Raw genomic sequence first — 16,914 nt, forward strand, 5'->3', positions numbered from 1 at the left:
CCGTCAGCTTTTCGGAGTGCCAATGCTCTCCCGCAGAATAAGCTCGCTCGGAATGACGGTGCGGACCTCCGCCATCTTTTGCCGCTGATCAATGGCGTCGAGCAGCAGATCCACCGCCGCGCGCCCCATCTCTTCCACCGGCTGCTTGATCGTCGAGAGCGGCGGAGAGCAGAACTCGCAGACGGGAGAGCCGTCGAAGGAGACGATGGAGAGGTCACCCGGTACGGCGAGGCCTGCACGCTGAATGCGGCTCATGAAGGAGATCGCCATGTCGTCGCTCGTCGCGATGACGGCCGTCGGCCGAGCATCGAGCTTCATGAAATCGTCGACCGCGCGAATGCCGGTCTCGAAACCGTGCTGATATTCGAGGTCTCCGCCGGATATGGACACGGCCTCCTCGGAAAGTCCCCCTGCCCAAAGCGCCTCGAGGACGCCGGCATAGCGCTCGACATCATGATAGTTGCCCCTCGGGCCGGCGATATAGAGGAATCGCCGGTGGCCCAGGCGGATCAGTTCCGTCGTTGCGTCTCTGATCGCTTCCCGATCGTTGGTCACGACGCTCGGCACCCCGGCATCGCTCATGTCGAACAGCATCGAGACGATTGGCAGCCCTGCGCCGGCTGGAGAGCGCCCGTCGACCTCGGGAAGTTTCGACGAGAAGATGATGGCGCCCCGCACCGTTCCACCAAAGGCAAGATTGAGGATGTGCCGTTCGGAGGCTTCCTCACGATCGAGATTGGCGATCATCAAATTGTATCCCTCCTGGATCAGGGATTTGTTGATGCTCTGGAGAACCTGCGGGATGATCTGCGATGCGCCGTAGTAAGGCGATCCGGGCAAGATGATCATGATCGTATTTGACTTGCCGACCCTGAGACCGCGCGCCATCGCATTCGGAGTGTAGCCGAGCTGCTTGGCGGCCGCATTGATCTTTGCGCGGGTCTTCTCGTTGACCCGACCGGGATTGGCAAGCGCCCGGCTGACGGTCGAGATCGCAACGCCGGCAAGCCGCGCGACGTCGGCCATCAAGGCACCCGACTGCTCATCTCCCATCACATCCTTGTTTTTATTCACCCTTATGTCTTTCTCCCGGATGTTTCGATTTGCAACTCTAAGGCAAGCGACGATTTATAGCAAACGTTTGCCAAAAATCGCTTGCTTAAAAAACCAGCTTGATTATCATCTAGGCATGGCAAACGATTGCCATTCCTTAATGTGTTGAAATCCATGGCTTATTGAATGTGGGGCTCTCGTTCCGCACGCGGGTAGGTCATGCCTCGAGAAATGGACAGATTATGGCTGGCAACAGGCTGCGTTTCGGCGTCGATCTCGTGACATTCTTTCATCCCGGCTTCTGGGGCGTCGGCAGCCACGATGCGATCGTCGACCATGCGCGGGCTCAGCCGCGCGTCTTCTGGGACAAGATCCTCGACAGCGTCCAGGCTTCCGGCGTGACAGGCGTCGAACTGACCTTTTCTCCCTTCAACTGGCAGGACGCTATCAAGACCTATGGTTCCATCGATGCCTTTGCCGGCGAACTGGCAAGGCGCGGCCTGACGCTCTGCAGCGGCTTCTTCGCGGAACTGGAGGCGGCCGGTGACTTTGCCGATCCCGAGGCGCAGCGCGCATTGATCGACAAGGCGGAACGCTATGCCGATTTCCTGAAATCCTGCGGCAGCGACATCATGGTGATCGGTGCGCCGCTTCGCCAGACGCTCGGCGCTCAGCCGGTGCAGTTCCATGATTTCGACCGTGCCAAGACGATCGCAGATTTCTTGAACCGGCTCGGCGGGACCCTTTATGCCAAGGGTGTGCGGCTTGCGCTGCACACCGAGGCGCATTCGATGTTTGCCGCCGCGCGCGATGTCGACCTGCTGATGCTTTTGACCGATCCGGCCTATGTTCACATGTGCCCCGACACGGCTCATATCATCGTTGCCGGTTCCGACCCCGTCCAGCTCGTCGACCGTCATCACGAGCGCATGATCATCGCCCATTGGAAGGATGCGGTCGGCCCGATGCCTGCCGACACGCCGATCGACAAGCACATCCACGAACGCCACCAGCCCTATTTCTGCGGCTTCGGCCTCGGACGGGTTGACTGGCCGGCCTGGATCCGACTGCTACGCGACCGGGCCTACGAAGGCTGGGCGATCCTCGAACTCGATGCCGCGCCGGATCCCGTCCGCGACATCGCCAACGGGCTCACGCTCGTGCGGCAGGCGCTCCTGCCGATCTATCGCTGACATTATTCCGAGAACGACAAACGCCCCGGCAAGAGGGCATTTTCAAGAGGTGGAACAATGAAGACCATGATGAAGCTTTTTCTTGCCGGCGTGGCTTTCGCCGGTTCCTTCGTCCCGGCGCATGCCGAGGACAAACCGACGATCGAGATCATGTCGTCCTGGACGTCGGGCGGCGAAGCCGCGGCCCTCAACGTCATCAAGACGGAATTCGAAAAACGCGGCGGCGTCTGGAAGGACTCCTCGATCGCCGGTTTCGGCGCGGCCGATGCGGCTTTTCAGAACCGTATCGTTGCTGGTGACGCGCCCGGCGCCAAACAGGGCGTCATCGGTCTTGCCGCCGCCGATTTCGTCAGCCAGGGCCTGTTCAATCCCATCGACGACGTGGCCGCTGCGGGCAAGTGGACGGATGCCCTGCCGAAATCGATCCATGATCTAATTTCCTATGACGGCAAGGTCTATCTCGCTCCAACAGGTGCTCATGGCGAAAGCTGGGTCTTCTATTCCAAGGAAGCCTTCAGCAAGGCGGGTATTGCTCAGGAACCGAAGAGCTGGGACGAGTTTTTCACCGATCTCGACAAGCTCAAGGCCGCCGGCATCATCCCGATTGCCTGGGGCGGCCAGCCCTGGCAGCAGACCAAGGTCTTCAACATGATTCTGCTCTCCCAGGTCGGGACCGACGGCTTCCTGAAGATCTATGCCGACAAGGACAATAGCGACGCCTCCGTCGAGGGCGTGAAGAAGACGCTCGAAATCCTCGGCAAGCTGCGCGGCTATGTCGATGCAGGTGCGGCCGGCCGCAACTGGAACGACGCAACCGCCATGCTGATTACCGACAAGGCCGGCGTGCAGTTCATGGGCGATTGGGCCAAGGGCGAATTCACAGCCGCCGGCCAGGAGCCGGGCAAGGATTATGGCTGCATGTTCGCACCTGAATCCAAAGGCATGGTCTACATCGCCGACGCCCTGTGGTTCCCTAAGACCGGCAATGCCGCGACCGACAAGGCGCAGAAGCTTCTCGCCGAGGTCGTCATGGACCCGAACGTCCAGCTCGAATTCGCCCTCAAGAAGGGCTCGGTTCCGATGCGCTCGGATGTCGACAAGTCGAAACTCGATGCCTGCGCCCAGAAGGGCCTCGAGATGATGAGCACCGGCGCCATCGTGCCGGATCAGGCGATCGTGCTCACGCCGCAGCAGGTCGGCGCGCTCGATGATTTCGTCGACGAATACTGGAGCGGCGGCTCGAACGACGCCGGCTCCGCTGCCGAAAACTTCTTCGCCATCTTCGAGTAGGATCGTACCCGTGGCGTCGGCTCGATCCCGACCGCCACGGCTGCCGGCCGCCGCATGCTAGGCGGCGGGTGTTCCGCTTTCCATCCGTCAAAGAGCTGGCCGATGTCCGTCAAACGCAAGCGTAATCTTTCCGCGACCATCGCTCTCTTGCCGACATGGTTTGCCGCGGTCGTGGTCTTCGTCGGCACCATGGCCTGGTCGATCCGGCTGTCCTTCACCAATTCCACACTCTTTCCGTCCTCGACCTACGTCGGCCTTGCACAGTATTCGAAGCTCTTCGCCTCCGCCAAATGGCTCGCCTCGCTGCAAAACGTCTTGGTCTTCGGCGTCCTTTATGTGGCCGGCTGTCTGGTGCTCGGCTTCCTGCTGGCCGCAGCACTGGACCGCAAGATCCGCTTCGAAAGCGCCTTCAGGACGATCTTCCTCTATCCCTATGCCATGTCCTTCGTGGTGACGGGGCTGATCTGGCAATGGATGCTCAATCCCACACTCGGCATACAGGCAAGCGTGCGTTCGCTCGGCTGGGAAGGCTTCGTGCTCGACTGGGTGGTCAATCGCGATATGGCGATCTACGCGCTGGTGCTCGCCGGCGTCTGGCAGGGCGCGGGGCTCGTCATGGTGATCGCGCTTGCCGGCATACGCGGCATCGAAGCCGAGCAATGGAAGGCGGCGCGTATCGACGGCATTCCCGTCTGGCGCATCTATGTCTCCATCATTCTGCCCCAGCTCGGGCCGGCGCTCGCCGCTGCCGGCATGCTGCTCGCCATGGGCGTGATCAAGACCTACGACATCGTCGTCGCCATGACCAATGGTGGCCCGGGCAATGCGACCGAAGTGCCGGCGAAATTCATCATGGACAATCTGTTCGGGCGCCAGAACCTCGGCCTTGCCACAGCAGGCGCAACAGTGCTCGTCCTCGGCGTCATCATCGCAGTTGCACCATTCCGTTACGCGATGCACATGCGCAACCAGGCAAAGGGAGCGGCGTGATGAACCAGCCTCATCCGAATGGCCCGAAGCCCGCACGGATCACGGCGGGACGCATAGGCCTTTATGCCTTCCTGGTCGGCGCTGCGCTTTTCTTCCTTCTGCCGCTCTATACGATGGTCGTCACTTCGCTGAAGAGTATGGACGAAATCCGGCTCGGGCAGATCTTTGCCCTGCCTGCCACGCTCGATTTCTCCGCCTGGGTGACCGCCTGGTCGGGTGCCTGCATGGGCACTGTCTGCGTCGGCATTCGCAGCGGCTTCTGGAATTCGGTGGCGATCACCATTCCCTCCGTCGCGCTCTCGGTCTTCATCGGCGCCGTCAACGGCTATGCGCTGTCGCTCTGGCGGCCGCGTGGGGCAAATGCGCTCTTCGGCCTTCTCATGACCGGTGGTCTGATCCCCTATCAGATTTTCCTCTATCCGATGGTCCGCGCCATGGCGAATATCGGTCTCTACAATTCACTCGCCGGCATCATTCTCGTCCATGTCATCTTCGGACTGCCGTTGGTGACGCTGCTCTTCCGCAACTATTTCGTCAGCGTGCCGGAGGAGCTCTGCAAGGCCGCGCGCGTCGACGGCGCCGGCTTCTGGCGCATCTTCTTCGAGATCATGCTGCCGATCGCCCTGCCGATGGTCGTCGTCGTCTCCATGTTGCAGTTCACCGGCATCTGGAACGACTTTCTCCTCGGCCTCGTCTTCGCCGGCCGAGACAATCTGCCGATGACCGTACAGCTCAACAACATCGTCAACACCACGATGGGCGAGCGCACCTACAACGTGAACATGGCGGCGACGATCCTGACCGCCATCGTCCCGCTCGCCATCTATTTCCTGTCCGGCCGCTGGTTCGTGCGCGGCATCGCCGCCGGCGCAGTCAAGGGGTAACTCATTCCATGCAGTCCGCCGTTTCCGTCAAGGACCTGAAGATCGCCTATGGCGACCATACGGTGATCGAGAAGATGTCGATCGATATCGCGTCGCGCGAATTCCTGGTGCTGCTCGGCCCTTCCGGCTGCGGCAAGTCCACGCTTCTGAACGCCATCGCCGGGTTGCAGGACATTACTGCAGGCGAAATTTGGATCTCTGGCAAGAATGTCACCTGGGAGGAGCCGAAGGACCGCGGCATCGGCATGGTCTTCCAGTCATACGCGCTCTACCCGCGCATGTCGGTCCGCAAGAACCTCTCGTTCGGACTTCGCGTCGCCGGCCTGCCGAAGGCGGAAATCGAGGCGCGCGTTGCCCGCACGGCCGCGCTTCTCCATCTCGACACATTGCTCGACCGGCGTCCTGCCGAGCTGTCCGGCGGCCAGCGCCAGCGCGTCGCCATCGGCCGGGCACTGGTGCGCGAAGTGGATGTGTTCCTCTTCGACGAGCCGCTCTCGAATCTCGACGCCAAGCTGCGCAACGAATTGCGCGTCGAGATCAAGAAGCTGCATCAGAGCCTCGGCAATACCATGATTTACGTGACCCACGATCAGGTCGAGGCCCTGACGCTCGCCGATCGCATTGCCATCATGCGCGACGGCGTAATCCAGCAGCTCGCTTCGCCGGCCGAGATCTACCGCCGTCCGGCCAATCTCTTCGTCGCCGGCTTCATCGGTGCTCCGGCGATGAATTTCGTCGAGGGCCGGATCGAGCGCGGCGGCGGAGCACCCGTCTTCAGAAGCAACGCATTGGCTATCGATCTCTCTGACTATGCCTTCCGGACGGCTGCGGTGGAAGGACCTGTTACGTTAGGCTTTCGCCCTGAGCACCTTGTGCTCAACGGGGCGGCAAGCGGGCTTCCCACCATTCCTGGCTGCGTTTCGGTCGTCGAGCCGATGGGTTCGGATGCCGTCGTCTGGTTCGACTGGGCGGAGCAAAGTCTCTCGCTTCGTTTCATGGGCGACGTCTCCTTCAAGCCCGGCGATGCCATGGCTCCAGGCCTCGATATCACCAAGGCGTCGCTCTTCGCTGCCGATGGATCGCGGCTTTGACGCGCCACCCCTTTGCTTTCCCGCAATTTCGGATGCGCTTTGCGCGGCTTTGAGGAATTGCTCCAGGACAGGATTTAAGAAGACATGTCTGAGATCGTTTATGATGCGCTGGTGATCGGCTCCGGCGCGGCGGGTTCCTTTGCGGTTAAAGAGCTGACGGCCCAAGGCCTGTCTGTGCTGCTGCTTGAGGCCGGGCCGGCCGTCGGGCCAGGAGATTTCGACCCGGCGCGCAAGAAGGCGCCGGCAAGCAGCATCAATATCTGGGAGCGTGCACGCGCCACCCTCAAGGGCCAGCCGATCCAGGCGCGGGCGGCCTTCTTTACCGAGCGTTTCAGCCACTTCTTCGTCAACGATCGCAAGAATCCCTATACGACGCCGAAGGACGAGCCCTTTCTCTGGATCCGTGGCCGCCAGGGCGGCGGCCGCCTGCACAGTTTCGGCCGCGTGCTGCTGCGCTGGACCGACGATGATTTCAAGATCCGGTCGCGGACCGGAAAGGGAGTGGACTGGCCGGTCTCCTATGACGAGCTCACGCCCTTCTACGACGAAGTGGAGGCTTATCTTGGGCTCTACGGCAACAAGGACGATGTGCCGGCCTTGCCGGACGGCATCTATGCGAAGCCAGCAAGCCTGACGCCCGCCGAGCAGATATTCAAGCAGGCTGTTGAAAGCCGCTGGCCGGACCGGCACGTCGTCTCCTGGCGCTATATCGCGCCGGACGCCGAACGCATACCGCGACCGTTGCGGGAAGCAACGGCGAGCGGGCGGCTGACGGTCCTCTATGACGCGATCGTGCGCCGCATCACCACCGACGAAAAAACCGGCCGCGCCACCGGCGCGGAATTCATCGACCGCAATACGGGGAAGGTTTCGACGGCGCGTGCCGCGACGGTCGTGCTCTCCGCCTCGCCGATAGAGAGCGTGCGCCTGCTGCTGAATTCAGCATCGGCAAGACATCCCGGGGGGCTCGGAAACAGCTCGGGGGCGCTCGGGCGCTATTTCATGGATCAGCTTCCTTGCCTCGCCTTCGGTTCCTTTTCCAAGGCAAAGGGGTGGGCCGTTGACGATTCCGCTCCTGTCGATCCCTTCTACAACCCGTCGGGTGGCATCTTCATCCCCCGCTTCGGCGAGGGTGACGCCGCCCGCGGCGATTTCGATTATCAGGGCAGCATCGGCAGGGCACCGGTTTCAGGCGAGACAGATGCCCGTCTCGCCTTCTTCGGCTTCGGCCGGATGCTGCCCTATGCCGACAACCGCATCACCCTCGACGTCAAGCGAAAGGATGCCTGGAACGTTCCGGTGCCGCATATCCGCTGCGTCATGCAGGAGGAGGAGCAGAGGCTGCTTCGCCGGCAGGAGGAGACGCTGATCACCATGATCAGGGAGGTCGGTGGCGAGCTGGAATTCATCGGCTCTCCCGAGGGCCTCAAGGAGATGGGCAGGGGCGCCTTTCCCGACGCCGATGCCTTCAGCCGCTTCATGTTCCGCAAATGGTTCCGCAAGACCATGTGCATGGGCGCGGCAATCCATGAAACCGGCGGCGCGCGCATGGGCGAAAGCCCGGAAGCTTCCGTGCTCAATTCCTACAACCAGCTCTGGGATGCCCCGAACCTCATCGTCACCGATGCCAGCGCCTTTCCGGGCAGCGGCATCGCGGGCACGACGCTCACCGTCATGGCGCTGACGATCCGTGCCTGCCGGAACCTCGTCGACTGCCATCGGTCGGGACAGCTGTAGACGCACTTTCGCTTATGGCGCCTGCACGGGCGATGCCGGCTTAGCTTTTTCGCATAGGCCGTGTGACGCCGGGTTCGGGCAGGGCTGGGGAACGCGACCTCACCAGGCATCCTGCTCAAATCAACTGTGTCTTTTGACCGGCGCCGCTCTGGACGGTGCCGCGAGCTTCAGCGCCCTTGCGGAGGACTCGGATCCTCTCTGGAACACGCAATCCGCGATGTTGCTAATCTACAACAAAAAATTGAAAATCATTTCTGATCAACCGAAATCGCGTGATTTACGGCGGCAGAAAATTGCCTTTCAAGATGCTTCCACTACTACTGTAAATGCGTGGGCCGGCGTCAGCTACAATGCAGGCGGGCAAGCGCAAGCGCAGCTTGCTGTTGTTTGCAGTGGAGTGCGCTCGGTCTTCGGGTTGGGCAAATGACAAGTGACGAACAGCTGGACATCGGACTTTCCGGAAGAGAATCCTCGCCTGGAAACGTGAGCGGCATCTCACAAAACGACCTGATCAGAACCCGGCCGCGCTACAGGATGCGGAAGGCGAAGCAGGCCTTTAAAACAGATAGAAGATCAATTGCTGCCGGCACCCTCGCTTGCAAGCTGCTGTTGAAGCTAGCGCTGCTCGTTACTCTTTTCTGTTCTGGTTTATCGCTGGCAAGCCCGGGTGTGGCTCATGCTGCTTGTACCGTCTTCAACTTCCCTGATGCGAACACGACGCCATCGACAAGTCCGATGGCCTCCGGCGGGTCCATTGATGTCAACATCGGCACTCAGTGCGATCCCGTTGGCCTCAATCCCCTCAACGACCCAAGTGCAACCTCTCCGCAGCATGGCTCGATAACGAACTACAATGCCGCCGCGGGGACGTTTACGTATACAAACAATGGCGACGGAGCCACCAGCGACAACTTCATCCTGGTCGATGCCAGCGCCAATCCTTTCACGATCAATATTGCGATTGCGGCAAGTGTGGCGCCACCGGTTGCCGGGCCGGCCAGCGCAACAGTCAGCCATGGAAGCAGTTCGAATCCGATTACGTTGAATCTGTCGGGGGGAGCGGCCACATCCGTGGCTGTCGGCACGCAGGCGGCTCACGGCACAGCCTCGGCAAGCGGCACGTCGATCACCTATACGCCGACGGCAAGCTATGCCGGCCCGGACAGTTTCACCTATACCGCGACCAATGCCGGCGGTACTTCCGCACCGGCAACGGTAACGATAACCGTCAGCCCGCCGACGATCTCGCTCAGCCCAGCGACATTGCCATCCGGCGCAACCGGGGCGGCCTATGGCCAGATCGTCACGGCCTCCGGCGGCACGGCCCCCTACTCCTATGCGATCACCGCCGGCGCTCTTCCGCCCGGTTTGAGCCTGTCGGCCACGACGGGCGCGCTCGCCGGTACACCGACGGCGGGAGGTACATTCAACTTCACTATCAGCGTGACCGACAGCTCGACGGGGGTTGGACCGTTCACCAGTTCGAGGCCCTACAGCATAACCGTTGCTGCACCGACGATCGCGATCAACCCTTCCTCTTTGCCGGCCGCGACCACCGGAACCGCCTATAGCCAGACCATCACCGCCTCGGGCGGAACAAGCCCCTACAGCTATGCGGTGACGGCAGGCACGCTTCCGTCCGGCCTGACCCTGTCATCGAGTGGGGTTCTCTCCGGCACTCCGACGGTATCGGGCACATTCAACATCACGATCACCGCGACGGACAGTTCGAGCGGCACGGGACCCTTTACCGGCTCCAGGGCCTATACCCTGACAACCAACATCCAGCCTCCGGTCGCGGGTGGCGTTACGGCAACCGTTGCCGCCAACTCGTCGAACAATCCCATCACGCTCAATATCACGGGCGGAGCGGCGAGCTCGGTTGCGATCGCAACCGGAGCCGCCAATGGGACGGCGATCGCATCGGGAACGTCCATCACCTATACGCCGACGTCAGGCTACAGCGGATCCGACAGCTTCACCTATACCGCAACCAATGGCTCCGGTACCTCGGCGCCGGCAACGGTCACCATCACGGTCAGTCCGCCGACGTTGGCATTCTCGCCGCCGAGCGGCGCCCTGCCGAATGGTGCAGTCGGCATCGCCTACAGCCAGACAGTTACTGCTTCGGGTGGTGCCAGCCCTTACAACTACGGCGTTACCGGCTCGCTGCCGGCCGGGCTGACGCTCAATCCGTCGACGGGGGCGATCACCGGCACGCCGACGACGCCAGGCAATTATGGTTTCTCCATCACGGCCACCGATGCCAACAGCGCCGCCACGTCGGCCGCCTATACGATCACAATTCCAGTTCCCACGAGTTTTGTCTTCTCGCCGGCCGATGGTGCGCTGCCCGAGGCCATGGCGGGCGAAGCATATAGTCAGCAGATCTCGGCGACCGGCGGGGTCGGCACGAAGATCTACAGTCTGGCCTCCGGCAGTTTGCCGAGCGGGCTGGTTCTGAACATCTCGACCGGGCAGCTAACCGGCCCGCTGGCGATTGGCACGGAAGGCGATTACAGCTTCACGATCGAGGTCCGCGACGGCAACGGCGCAACTGGAATAGCCTCCTATTCGCTGAAGGTGAAGACCCGCTCCGTCACTGTCCAGGACATGGTCGTCGACGTGCCGGCCGGTTCGACGCCTCCCGACGTCTACCTCAATCGCGGCGCAACCGGCGGTCCGTTCACCGCTGCGGCCCTCGCATTCGTAGAGCCCGCCAATGCGGCCACCGCGACGATCATCCGAGGTCAGCTGGCCCAGGCCGGCCCGGCGACCCCGGCCGGCTGGTATCTGCACCTTACGTTGAACCCAGCCTATTCCGGCCAGGTCCGTGTCGGCTACAGGCTCGTCAGCGCGCTCGGAACCTCCAATACAGCCACGGTCACCTATAATGTCAGCTATGACGCCGGCAAGGTGGCCGACGATATCGACAAGCTCGTACATGACTTCGTGCAATCCCGACAGAACATGATCGCCAACACGATCAAGGTTCCGGGACTCATGCAGCGCCGGCGGATGCAGGAGGCGACCGATCCGATCACCGCGCGCATGATGCCTTCCGAAGAAGGGATGACGTTCGGCTTCGCCACCAGCCTGTCGCAGATTCGCGCAGCCGGTGGTGATGCGGATGCGGCCTCGGCACCCTTCAACGTCTGGATCGACGGCGCCTTCCTGGCCCATTACGAGAGGAATAGGGACGACGGCGCCGGTGAGTGGGGCAGCTTTGCCATGGTGAATATGGGAGCGGATTATCTGCTCTCTGACAAGGCGTTGATCGGGCTGTCCTTCCACTATGACCGCATGACCGATCCGACCGATCAGGATGCCGAGCTGACGGGCAATGGCTGGCTTGCGGGACCTTATGCCTCGCTAGAGATCGGCAGGGGCGTATTCTGGAACGGTAGCCTGCGCTACGGCGGTTCCGGCAACACCATCGACACGGAGTTCTGGGACGGTGATTTCGAGACGACGCGGTGGATGGCCGATACGTCAATCGAAGGACAGTGGAATCTCGACGATGAAACCACGATCGCGCCAAAACTGCGGGCGATCTACTTCTCGGAAAAGGTCGACGATTATACCGTCAAGAACAGATCCGGCGATGCCATCATCATCGACGGCTTCAACGACGATCAGTTCCGGGTCAGCCTGGGTGCCGAAATCGCCCGGTCCTTCCTGCTGGAGAGCGGCGCGAAGCTCACTCCGAAGCTCGGCCTTACCGGCGGCTTCTCCGGACTGGACGGGTCAGGTGCCTTCGCTTCTCTTACCGCCGGGCTGACGATGCAGACCGCGAACTTCTGGATGCTCGACACAAGTCTGCTCTTCGACGTCGAGGGCGACGGGGAGCAATCCGCTGGCGCCAGGGTCGCTGCGTCAAAGAAGTTTTAGAAGTTGCCTCAATTTGCTGCACTTAAGATAGCAAATTGCTCTTGCGTTTAGCGCAGTGATTGAGTGATGATGCTCTTCAATATCGTTGGTATATTCAGGGGTATGGGTATGTCGGAATTCTTTCTCGGCCAGATCATGCTCACAGGGTTTCCGTTCGCGCCCAGAGGCTTTGCCCTGTGCGACGGCCAGTTCCTCAGCGTGGACCAGAACCAGGCCTTGTTCTCACTCTTGGGCACGCATTACGGTGGTGATGGGCAGACGACATTCGCCGTGCCCAATATGCAGAGCCGTACGCCGGTGGGATTTGGATCATCCTACGATCCCACATGGCAGCCTTCGCCCTATGGGATTGGCGCAACCGGCGGCGTCGAAAGTGTGACTTTGCTGCAGCAACAATTGCCTCAGCACATTCACCTGGCGACAGGAACCACGAGCAGCGGCACCGTGCGAAATCCGAGCGATGCGCTCTACGGAACCAACAGCGCCGAAATTTACGGCGCTTCCGGTGGTGATCAGGTCACGCTGTCGAGCCAGACTGTGATCCCCGCCGGTAATGGCCAGCCCCATGAGAATAGGCAGCCCTATGACGTGATCAGCTTTTGCATTGCACTGTCGGGGATTTTTCCGTCCTCCAATTGAACAGCGCTTGTCAACCCATTGCTTGGAGGATCAATCATGAGCACTCCCTTCGTCGGAGAAATCCGGTTATTTGGCTTTTCCCGAGTGCCCAGCGGGTGGTTGCCCTGCAACAATTCCCTACAACCCATTTCCGAATATGAGAACCTGTTCACGCTCATCGGGACGACGTATGGCGGCGATGGAGAGACAACGTTTGCAACCCCCAATCTTTGCGGGCGCGTACCGGTGCATCAGGGCAGCGGGCCGAACTTGTCGACCTATGTGATCGGTCAATTCGCCGGTAGCGAGAACGTCACGCTTCTGCCCACACAAATGCCAGCACACACGCATCCGTATCTTGCCACCACCGGACTGGCGGAAGCGACATTGGTAAGCTCGTCCGAACTCGCCGCGCTGAGCGGCGACACGATGTATGCCACCGATATTAGCGGCGCCACTCCGATCACAGCATCACAGGCGGCAATACAGGCAACCGGATCGACGGTCATGCATGACAATACGATGCCGACATTGACGGTGCAGTATTGCATCGCATGGGCCGGTATCTTTCCCTCATCCCCATGAGCCCGCTTCATGCATCAAGGACATTGCCATGACAGAACCTTATCTCGGCGAGATCCAACTGTTCGGTTTCGATTTTGCTCCCCGCGGCTGGGCATCGTGCAACGGTACATTGCTCCCCATCCAGCAGAACTCCGAACTTTTTTCCCTGCTTGGCACCCAATATGGCGGCAATGGCAAGAGCACGTTCCAGTTGCCTAACTTCGCCAACCGGGCAGGCTGCAACCAAGGTCAGGGCGTAGGTCTGACGCCGCGCACCATCGGCAACAGCTTCGGCAGCAACTTCATAACGCTGACGCAGGCGGAGATGCCGGCACACACGCATTCCTTGACTATCTATAATCAAGGCGATGCATCCAAGCGCGCCGCCTCGCCCAGTGAAGGCAATGCCCTGAGCCTGCCGAATTCGAGCAGTCCGTTTCTTCCCGATGCCCAGCCGAATACCCAATTTGCCCCGAACGTCATCGGCATTGCAGGCGGGAGCCAGCCGCATGAAAACCGTCAGCCTTTTCTTGCCGTCAACTTCTGCATCGCGCTGGTCGGCGTTTATCCATCCTTCGATTGATGATCGACCCGCTACCGGAGTTTCCTGCGCGAACGAGCCATCATCGGCTTTGTGTTCCGGCCTGTATCCTGCGTCCGGCAAAGCAGGACGATCTCCCCTTTCTACGTCAGCTTTACCATTCGTTCCGGAGCGATGAACTGGCTCGGATCCCGTGGTCGCAAGAAGACAAGCAGGCATTCCTCGACCAGCAATTTAATCTTCAACATCGCTACTACGTCGCCGCATTCCCGCAAACGGACTTCCTAATCATCGAGAAGGACGGCACCTCCATCGGCCGCCTCTACATCGATTTCGACGCTGATATCTGGCATATTGTCGATATCGGCTTCCTCCCCGAATGTCGTAATCTGGGTCTGGGCTCCGGGACACTGAAAGCCATTCAACATGCGGCAGTGACAAGGGAAATCCCGGGAATCGCACTGCATGTCGATCGAAACAACACGCGCGCATACGACCTTTATATGGCCTTGGGATTCATGGTGATTGAAACGACCGTTACCCACATTCGTATGGAATGGCGCTCGCACCGGCTCCTGCCAGAGCCGGCGGATGAGCCGTCAGGCGTTAATTGAAGACGGCCTGATAGATGATCCCGTCTTTGTCCCTAGCGACCGGTACAAGGAAAATATCGAGAATCCCAAGTGTGGCGTTGCGCAGCCTGTAAATCTGTTGTGGCAACAGCACCTTTGACGCACTGCGAAACAGCAATGAAAACGGCGCTCTCACCATCCCTGCGAAGCCCCGCTCGGGCAAGGGCCGTGCCTCGGTCAGCGTAAAAACAAGGCATCCTGTCCCCATATCGACTTCGAAGCCTTCCCCGACACAGCGGGCGAAATGATCCAGCGTTACGATCGCCATCCGGACCCCACTTGCTTTCTCTCTCTTTGCTTGCAGATATTTGCGCTTCATTCCCTGGTTGAAGTTTATCAAGAGATTGGAGTGACGCAAGCAACTCTCTCCAGCAAGCCGATGCGTTAGCGCCCAATCGGGAGGCCGCTGTTCCAGCTCTCGGTCGGCCGAACCGTCACACAAACTTCGCAGTGACATGCTCCTGTCAAACAAAGCAAAAGGGAAAAGACCATGTCTCAAAAAGATCAGGACCAGCTCAGCCGGATAAAGGCCGAAATCGCCGACAGCTTCGATGAGGAGCTGGAAATGCAGATGGAAGAAGACCGGCTGGGCGATCTGGTCGTCGAAGGAATGACGGAACCGGCGGAGCAGACGCTCGACCGAAAGATTTATTTCCGGGAACTTTTCCGGCTGCAGCATGAGCTGGTGCGGCTGCAGGATTGGGTTCAGTACAAGAAGCTCAAGGTCGTCGTGCTTTTCGAAGGCCGGGATTCGGCCGGCAAGGGCGGCGCTATCAAGCGCGTGACCCAAAGGCTAAACCCGCGCGTCTGCCGGACGGTGGCACTGCCCGCTCCGACCGAACGGGAACGCCATCAATGGTATTTCCAGCGTTATGTTCCGCATCTTCCCACCGCCGGCGAGATCGTGCTCTTCGACCGCAGCTGGTACAACCGCGCCGGCGTCGAGCGCGTGATGGGGTTCTGCACCCCTGACGAACTCGAGGAGTTTTTCCGCTCGGTGCCCGAATTCGAACGGATGCTCGTCCGGTCCGGGATCGTGCTGATCAAATACTGGTTCTCGATCACCGACGAGGAACAGGAATTCCGCTTCAAGATGCGCATCCACGATCCGCTGAAGCAGTGGAAGCTTTCGCCGATGGATATGGAAAGCCGCATCCACTGGGAAGAATATACCAAGGCCAAGGAAGAAATGCTGGCGCGCACACACACCAGGGAAGCGCCCTGGTGGGTGGTGCAGGCCGTCGACAAGAAACGGGCGCGGCTGAACTGCATCGCCCATCTTCTTGATCAGATTCCCTATGAGGATGTGCCGAAGCCTGAAATTCAGCTGCCGGATCGTATTCGCCATGCCGATTATATCAGGGCGCCGGTTCCGGCCGAAATGCTTGTACCAGAGCGCTATTGAAAGCATAGCCGCGACGTCCCGCAAGATCGGCGGCGCGAGAACCGCTGCGTAGCGACCTGAACCACCGGCGACCGTCAGGCGGCCATATGGGCCATTCGGTTCAGTTCCTCAACAGCATCATCCGGTAGCACCAACCGGGCTGCGGCGAGATTCTCCCTGAGATGGCCGAGCGAGGACGTGCCCGGGATCAGCAGGATATTGGGTGCACGCTGCAGCAGCCAGGCGAGCGCTACCTGCATCGGCGTCGCACCGAGACGCGCGGCGACATTGGAGAGCGTGGACGACTGCAGCGGCGTAAACCCACCGAGCGGGAAAAACGGCACATAGGCGGTGCTTTGACCGGCAAGATCGTCGACCAGTCCGTCGTCGGTCCGATGCGCCAGATTATAGTGGTTCTGCACGCAGACGATCTCGGTGATCCCACGGCCTTCGATAACCTGTTTTGATGTGGCGTTGCTTAAGCCCAGGTGACGAACCAGGCCTTGCCGCTGGAGATCAGCGAGAACCGTCAGGGGTGCTTCTATCGAGCCCTCGGCCGGGCTATGCAGGTCAAATGCGATCCGGAGGTTGACGACATCAAGCACGTCCAAGCCGAGGTTACGAAGATTGTCGTGCACCGCCTGCGTCAGTTCCTGGCGCGAGAAGGCGGGAATCCAGGATCCGTCCGCGCCGCGCCGTGCGCCGACTTTCGTGACGATCACGAGATCGTCGCGATAGGGATGGAGCGCTTCACGGATGATCTGGTTGGTCACATGCGGACCGTAGAAATCGCTGGTATCGATATGATTCACGCCGCTTGCGACCGCCTCGCGCAACACCGCCAGGGCGGCGCCATGATCCCTGGGCGGTCCGAATACACCGAGCCCGGCGAGTTGCATGGCGCCGTAGCCAAGCCGCCTCACCTTGCGGTCGCCGATAGTGAATGTGCCGGACTGATCTATGATGGACATGATCTCGCTCCCTTCAAGAGATGGGATCGAAATTACTCCTTGGCGGCGCGTGTGATAATTGAGTACAATGCGCAC

Annotated in this window: 16 protein-coding genes; 13 read left to right on the plus strand and 3 right to left on the minus strand. The window is 60.5% G+C overall.

The genetic code is table 11. The annotated features are described in order from the left end of the window. Positions 1-3: 3 nt before the first annotated feature. A complete protein-coding gene (locus J2J98_RS28955) occupies positions 4-1,074 on the minus strand; it encodes a LacI family DNA-binding transcriptional regulator (protein WP_138395994.1) in 1,071 nt (356 codons plus the stop codon). Positions 1,075-1,292: 218 nt separating this feature from the next. On the opposite strand from J2J98_RS28955, the gene J2J98_RS28960 reads away from it, so the two are divergent. The 12 genes from J2J98_RS28960 to J2J98_RS29015 all read left to right on the plus strand — a co-directional run bounded on the left by J2J98_RS28960 (position 1,293) and on the right by J2J98_RS29015 (position 14,466). Next, on the plus strand, positions 1,293-2,246 hold the full coding sequence (locus J2J98_RS28960; RefSeq protein WP_138396086.1) for a sugar phosphate isomerase/epimerase family protein: 954 nt from the start codon (positions 1,293-1,295) through the stop codon (positions 2,244-2,246). Positions 2,247-2,303: 57 nt separating this feature from the next. Beyond that, a complete protein-coding gene (locus J2J98_RS28965) occupies positions 2,304-3,536 on the plus strand; it encodes an ABC transporter substrate-binding protein (protein ID WP_138395995.1) in 1,233 nt (410 codons plus the stop codon). A gap of 102 nt (positions 3,537-3,638) precedes the next feature. Next, positions 3,639-4,526, plus strand: a complete 888-nt coding sequence (locus J2J98_RS28970) for a carbohydrate ABC transporter permease (RefSeq protein WP_138395996.1) — start codon at positions 3,639-3,641, stop codon at positions 4,524-4,526. Further along, entirely contained in the window at positions 4,526-5,410 is an 885-nt protein-coding gene (locus J2J98_RS28975; protein WP_138395997.1) for a carbohydrate ABC transporter permease, read from the plus strand. Before J2J98_RS28970 ends, J2J98_RS28975 begins: the two co-directional genes overlap by 1 nt. Before the next feature lie 8 nt (positions 5,411-5,418). Beyond that, positions 5,419-6,501 carry an ABC transporter ATP-binding protein gene (locus tag J2J98_RS28980; protein WP_138395998.1) on the plus strand — a complete coding sequence of 361 codons (1,083 nt, stop codon included), beginning with the start codon at positions 5,419-5,421 and terminating at the stop codon, positions 6,499-6,501. Between the two features lie 84 nt (positions 6,502-6,585). Further along, complete coding sequence (locus J2J98_RS28985) at positions 6,586-8,238, plus strand: GMC oxidoreductase (protein ID WP_207604050.1); 1,653 nt, start codon at positions 6,586-6,588, stop codon at positions 8,236-8,238. 217 nt (positions 8,239-8,455) lie between these two features. Continuing rightward, positions 8,456-8,665, plus strand: coding sequence for a hypothetical protein (locus J2J98_RS28990; RefSeq protein WP_207604051.1), 210 nt, complete (start codon positions 8,456-8,458; stop codon positions 8,663-8,665). Between the two features lie 308 nt (positions 8,666-8,973). Beyond that, positions 8,974-12,129, plus strand: a complete 3,156-nt coding sequence (locus J2J98_RS28995) for a putative Ig domain-containing protein (RefSeq protein WP_221109941.1) — start codon at positions 8,974-8,976, stop codon at positions 12,127-12,129. A gap of 108 nt (positions 12,130-12,237) precedes the next feature. Beyond that, the gene (locus J2J98_RS29000) at positions 12,238-12,768 is read left to right on the plus strand and encodes a phage tail protein (protein WP_207604166.1); all 531 of its coding nucleotides are present in this window, start codon (positions 12,238-12,240) and stop codon (positions 12,766-12,768) included. A gap of 36 nt (positions 12,769-12,804) precedes the next feature. Beyond that, a complete protein-coding gene (locus J2J98_RS29005) occupies positions 12,805-13,332 on the plus strand; it encodes a phage tail protein (protein ID WP_064709324.1) in 528 nt (175 codons plus the stop codon). 28 nt (positions 13,333-13,360) lie between these two features. After that, entirely contained in the window at positions 13,361-13,894 is a 534-nt protein-coding gene (locus J2J98_RS29010; protein WP_064695086.1) for a phage tail protein, read from the plus strand. Further along, positions 13,894-14,466: a GNAT family N-acetyltransferase gene (locus tag J2J98_RS29015; protein WP_082928141.1), complete on the plus strand. Its 573-nt coding sequence runs from the start codon at positions 13,894-13,896 to the stop codon at positions 14,464-14,466. Before J2J98_RS29010 ends, J2J98_RS29015 begins: the two co-directional genes overlap by 1 nt. On the opposite strand, the gene J2J98_RS29020 is transcribed toward J2J98_RS29015, so the two are convergent. Further along, entirely contained in the window at positions 14,459-14,752 is a 294-nt protein-coding gene (locus J2J98_RS29020; protein WP_207604167.1) for a DUF6916 family protein, read from the minus strand. The two genes, J2J98_RS29015 and J2J98_RS29020, sit on opposite strands and share 8 nt — an antisense overlap. Positions 14,753-14,974: 222 nt before the next feature. On the opposite strand from J2J98_RS29020, the gene ppk2 reads away from it, so the two are divergent. Further along, complete coding sequence (gene ppk2 / locus J2J98_RS29025) at positions 14,975-15,889, plus strand: polyphosphate kinase 2 (protein WP_064709327.1); 915 nt, start codon at positions 14,975-14,977, stop codon at positions 15,887-15,889. Positions 15,890-15,963: 74 nt separating this feature from the next. On the opposite strand, the gene J2J98_RS29030 is transcribed toward ppk2, so the two are convergent. Next, the gene (locus J2J98_RS29030; protein WP_207604053.1) at positions 15,964-16,839 is read right to left on the minus strand and encodes an aldo/keto reductase family oxidoreductase; all 876 of its coding nucleotides are present in this window, start codon (positions 16,837-16,839) and stop codon (positions 15,964-15,966) included. Positions 16,840-16,914 lie beyond the last annotated feature (75 nt).

This window comes from Rhizobium bangladeshense (assembly GCF_017357245.1).
Lineage (GTDB): Bacteria > Pseudomonadota > Alphaproteobacteria > Rhizobiales > Rhizobiaceae > Rhizobium > Rhizobium bangladeshense.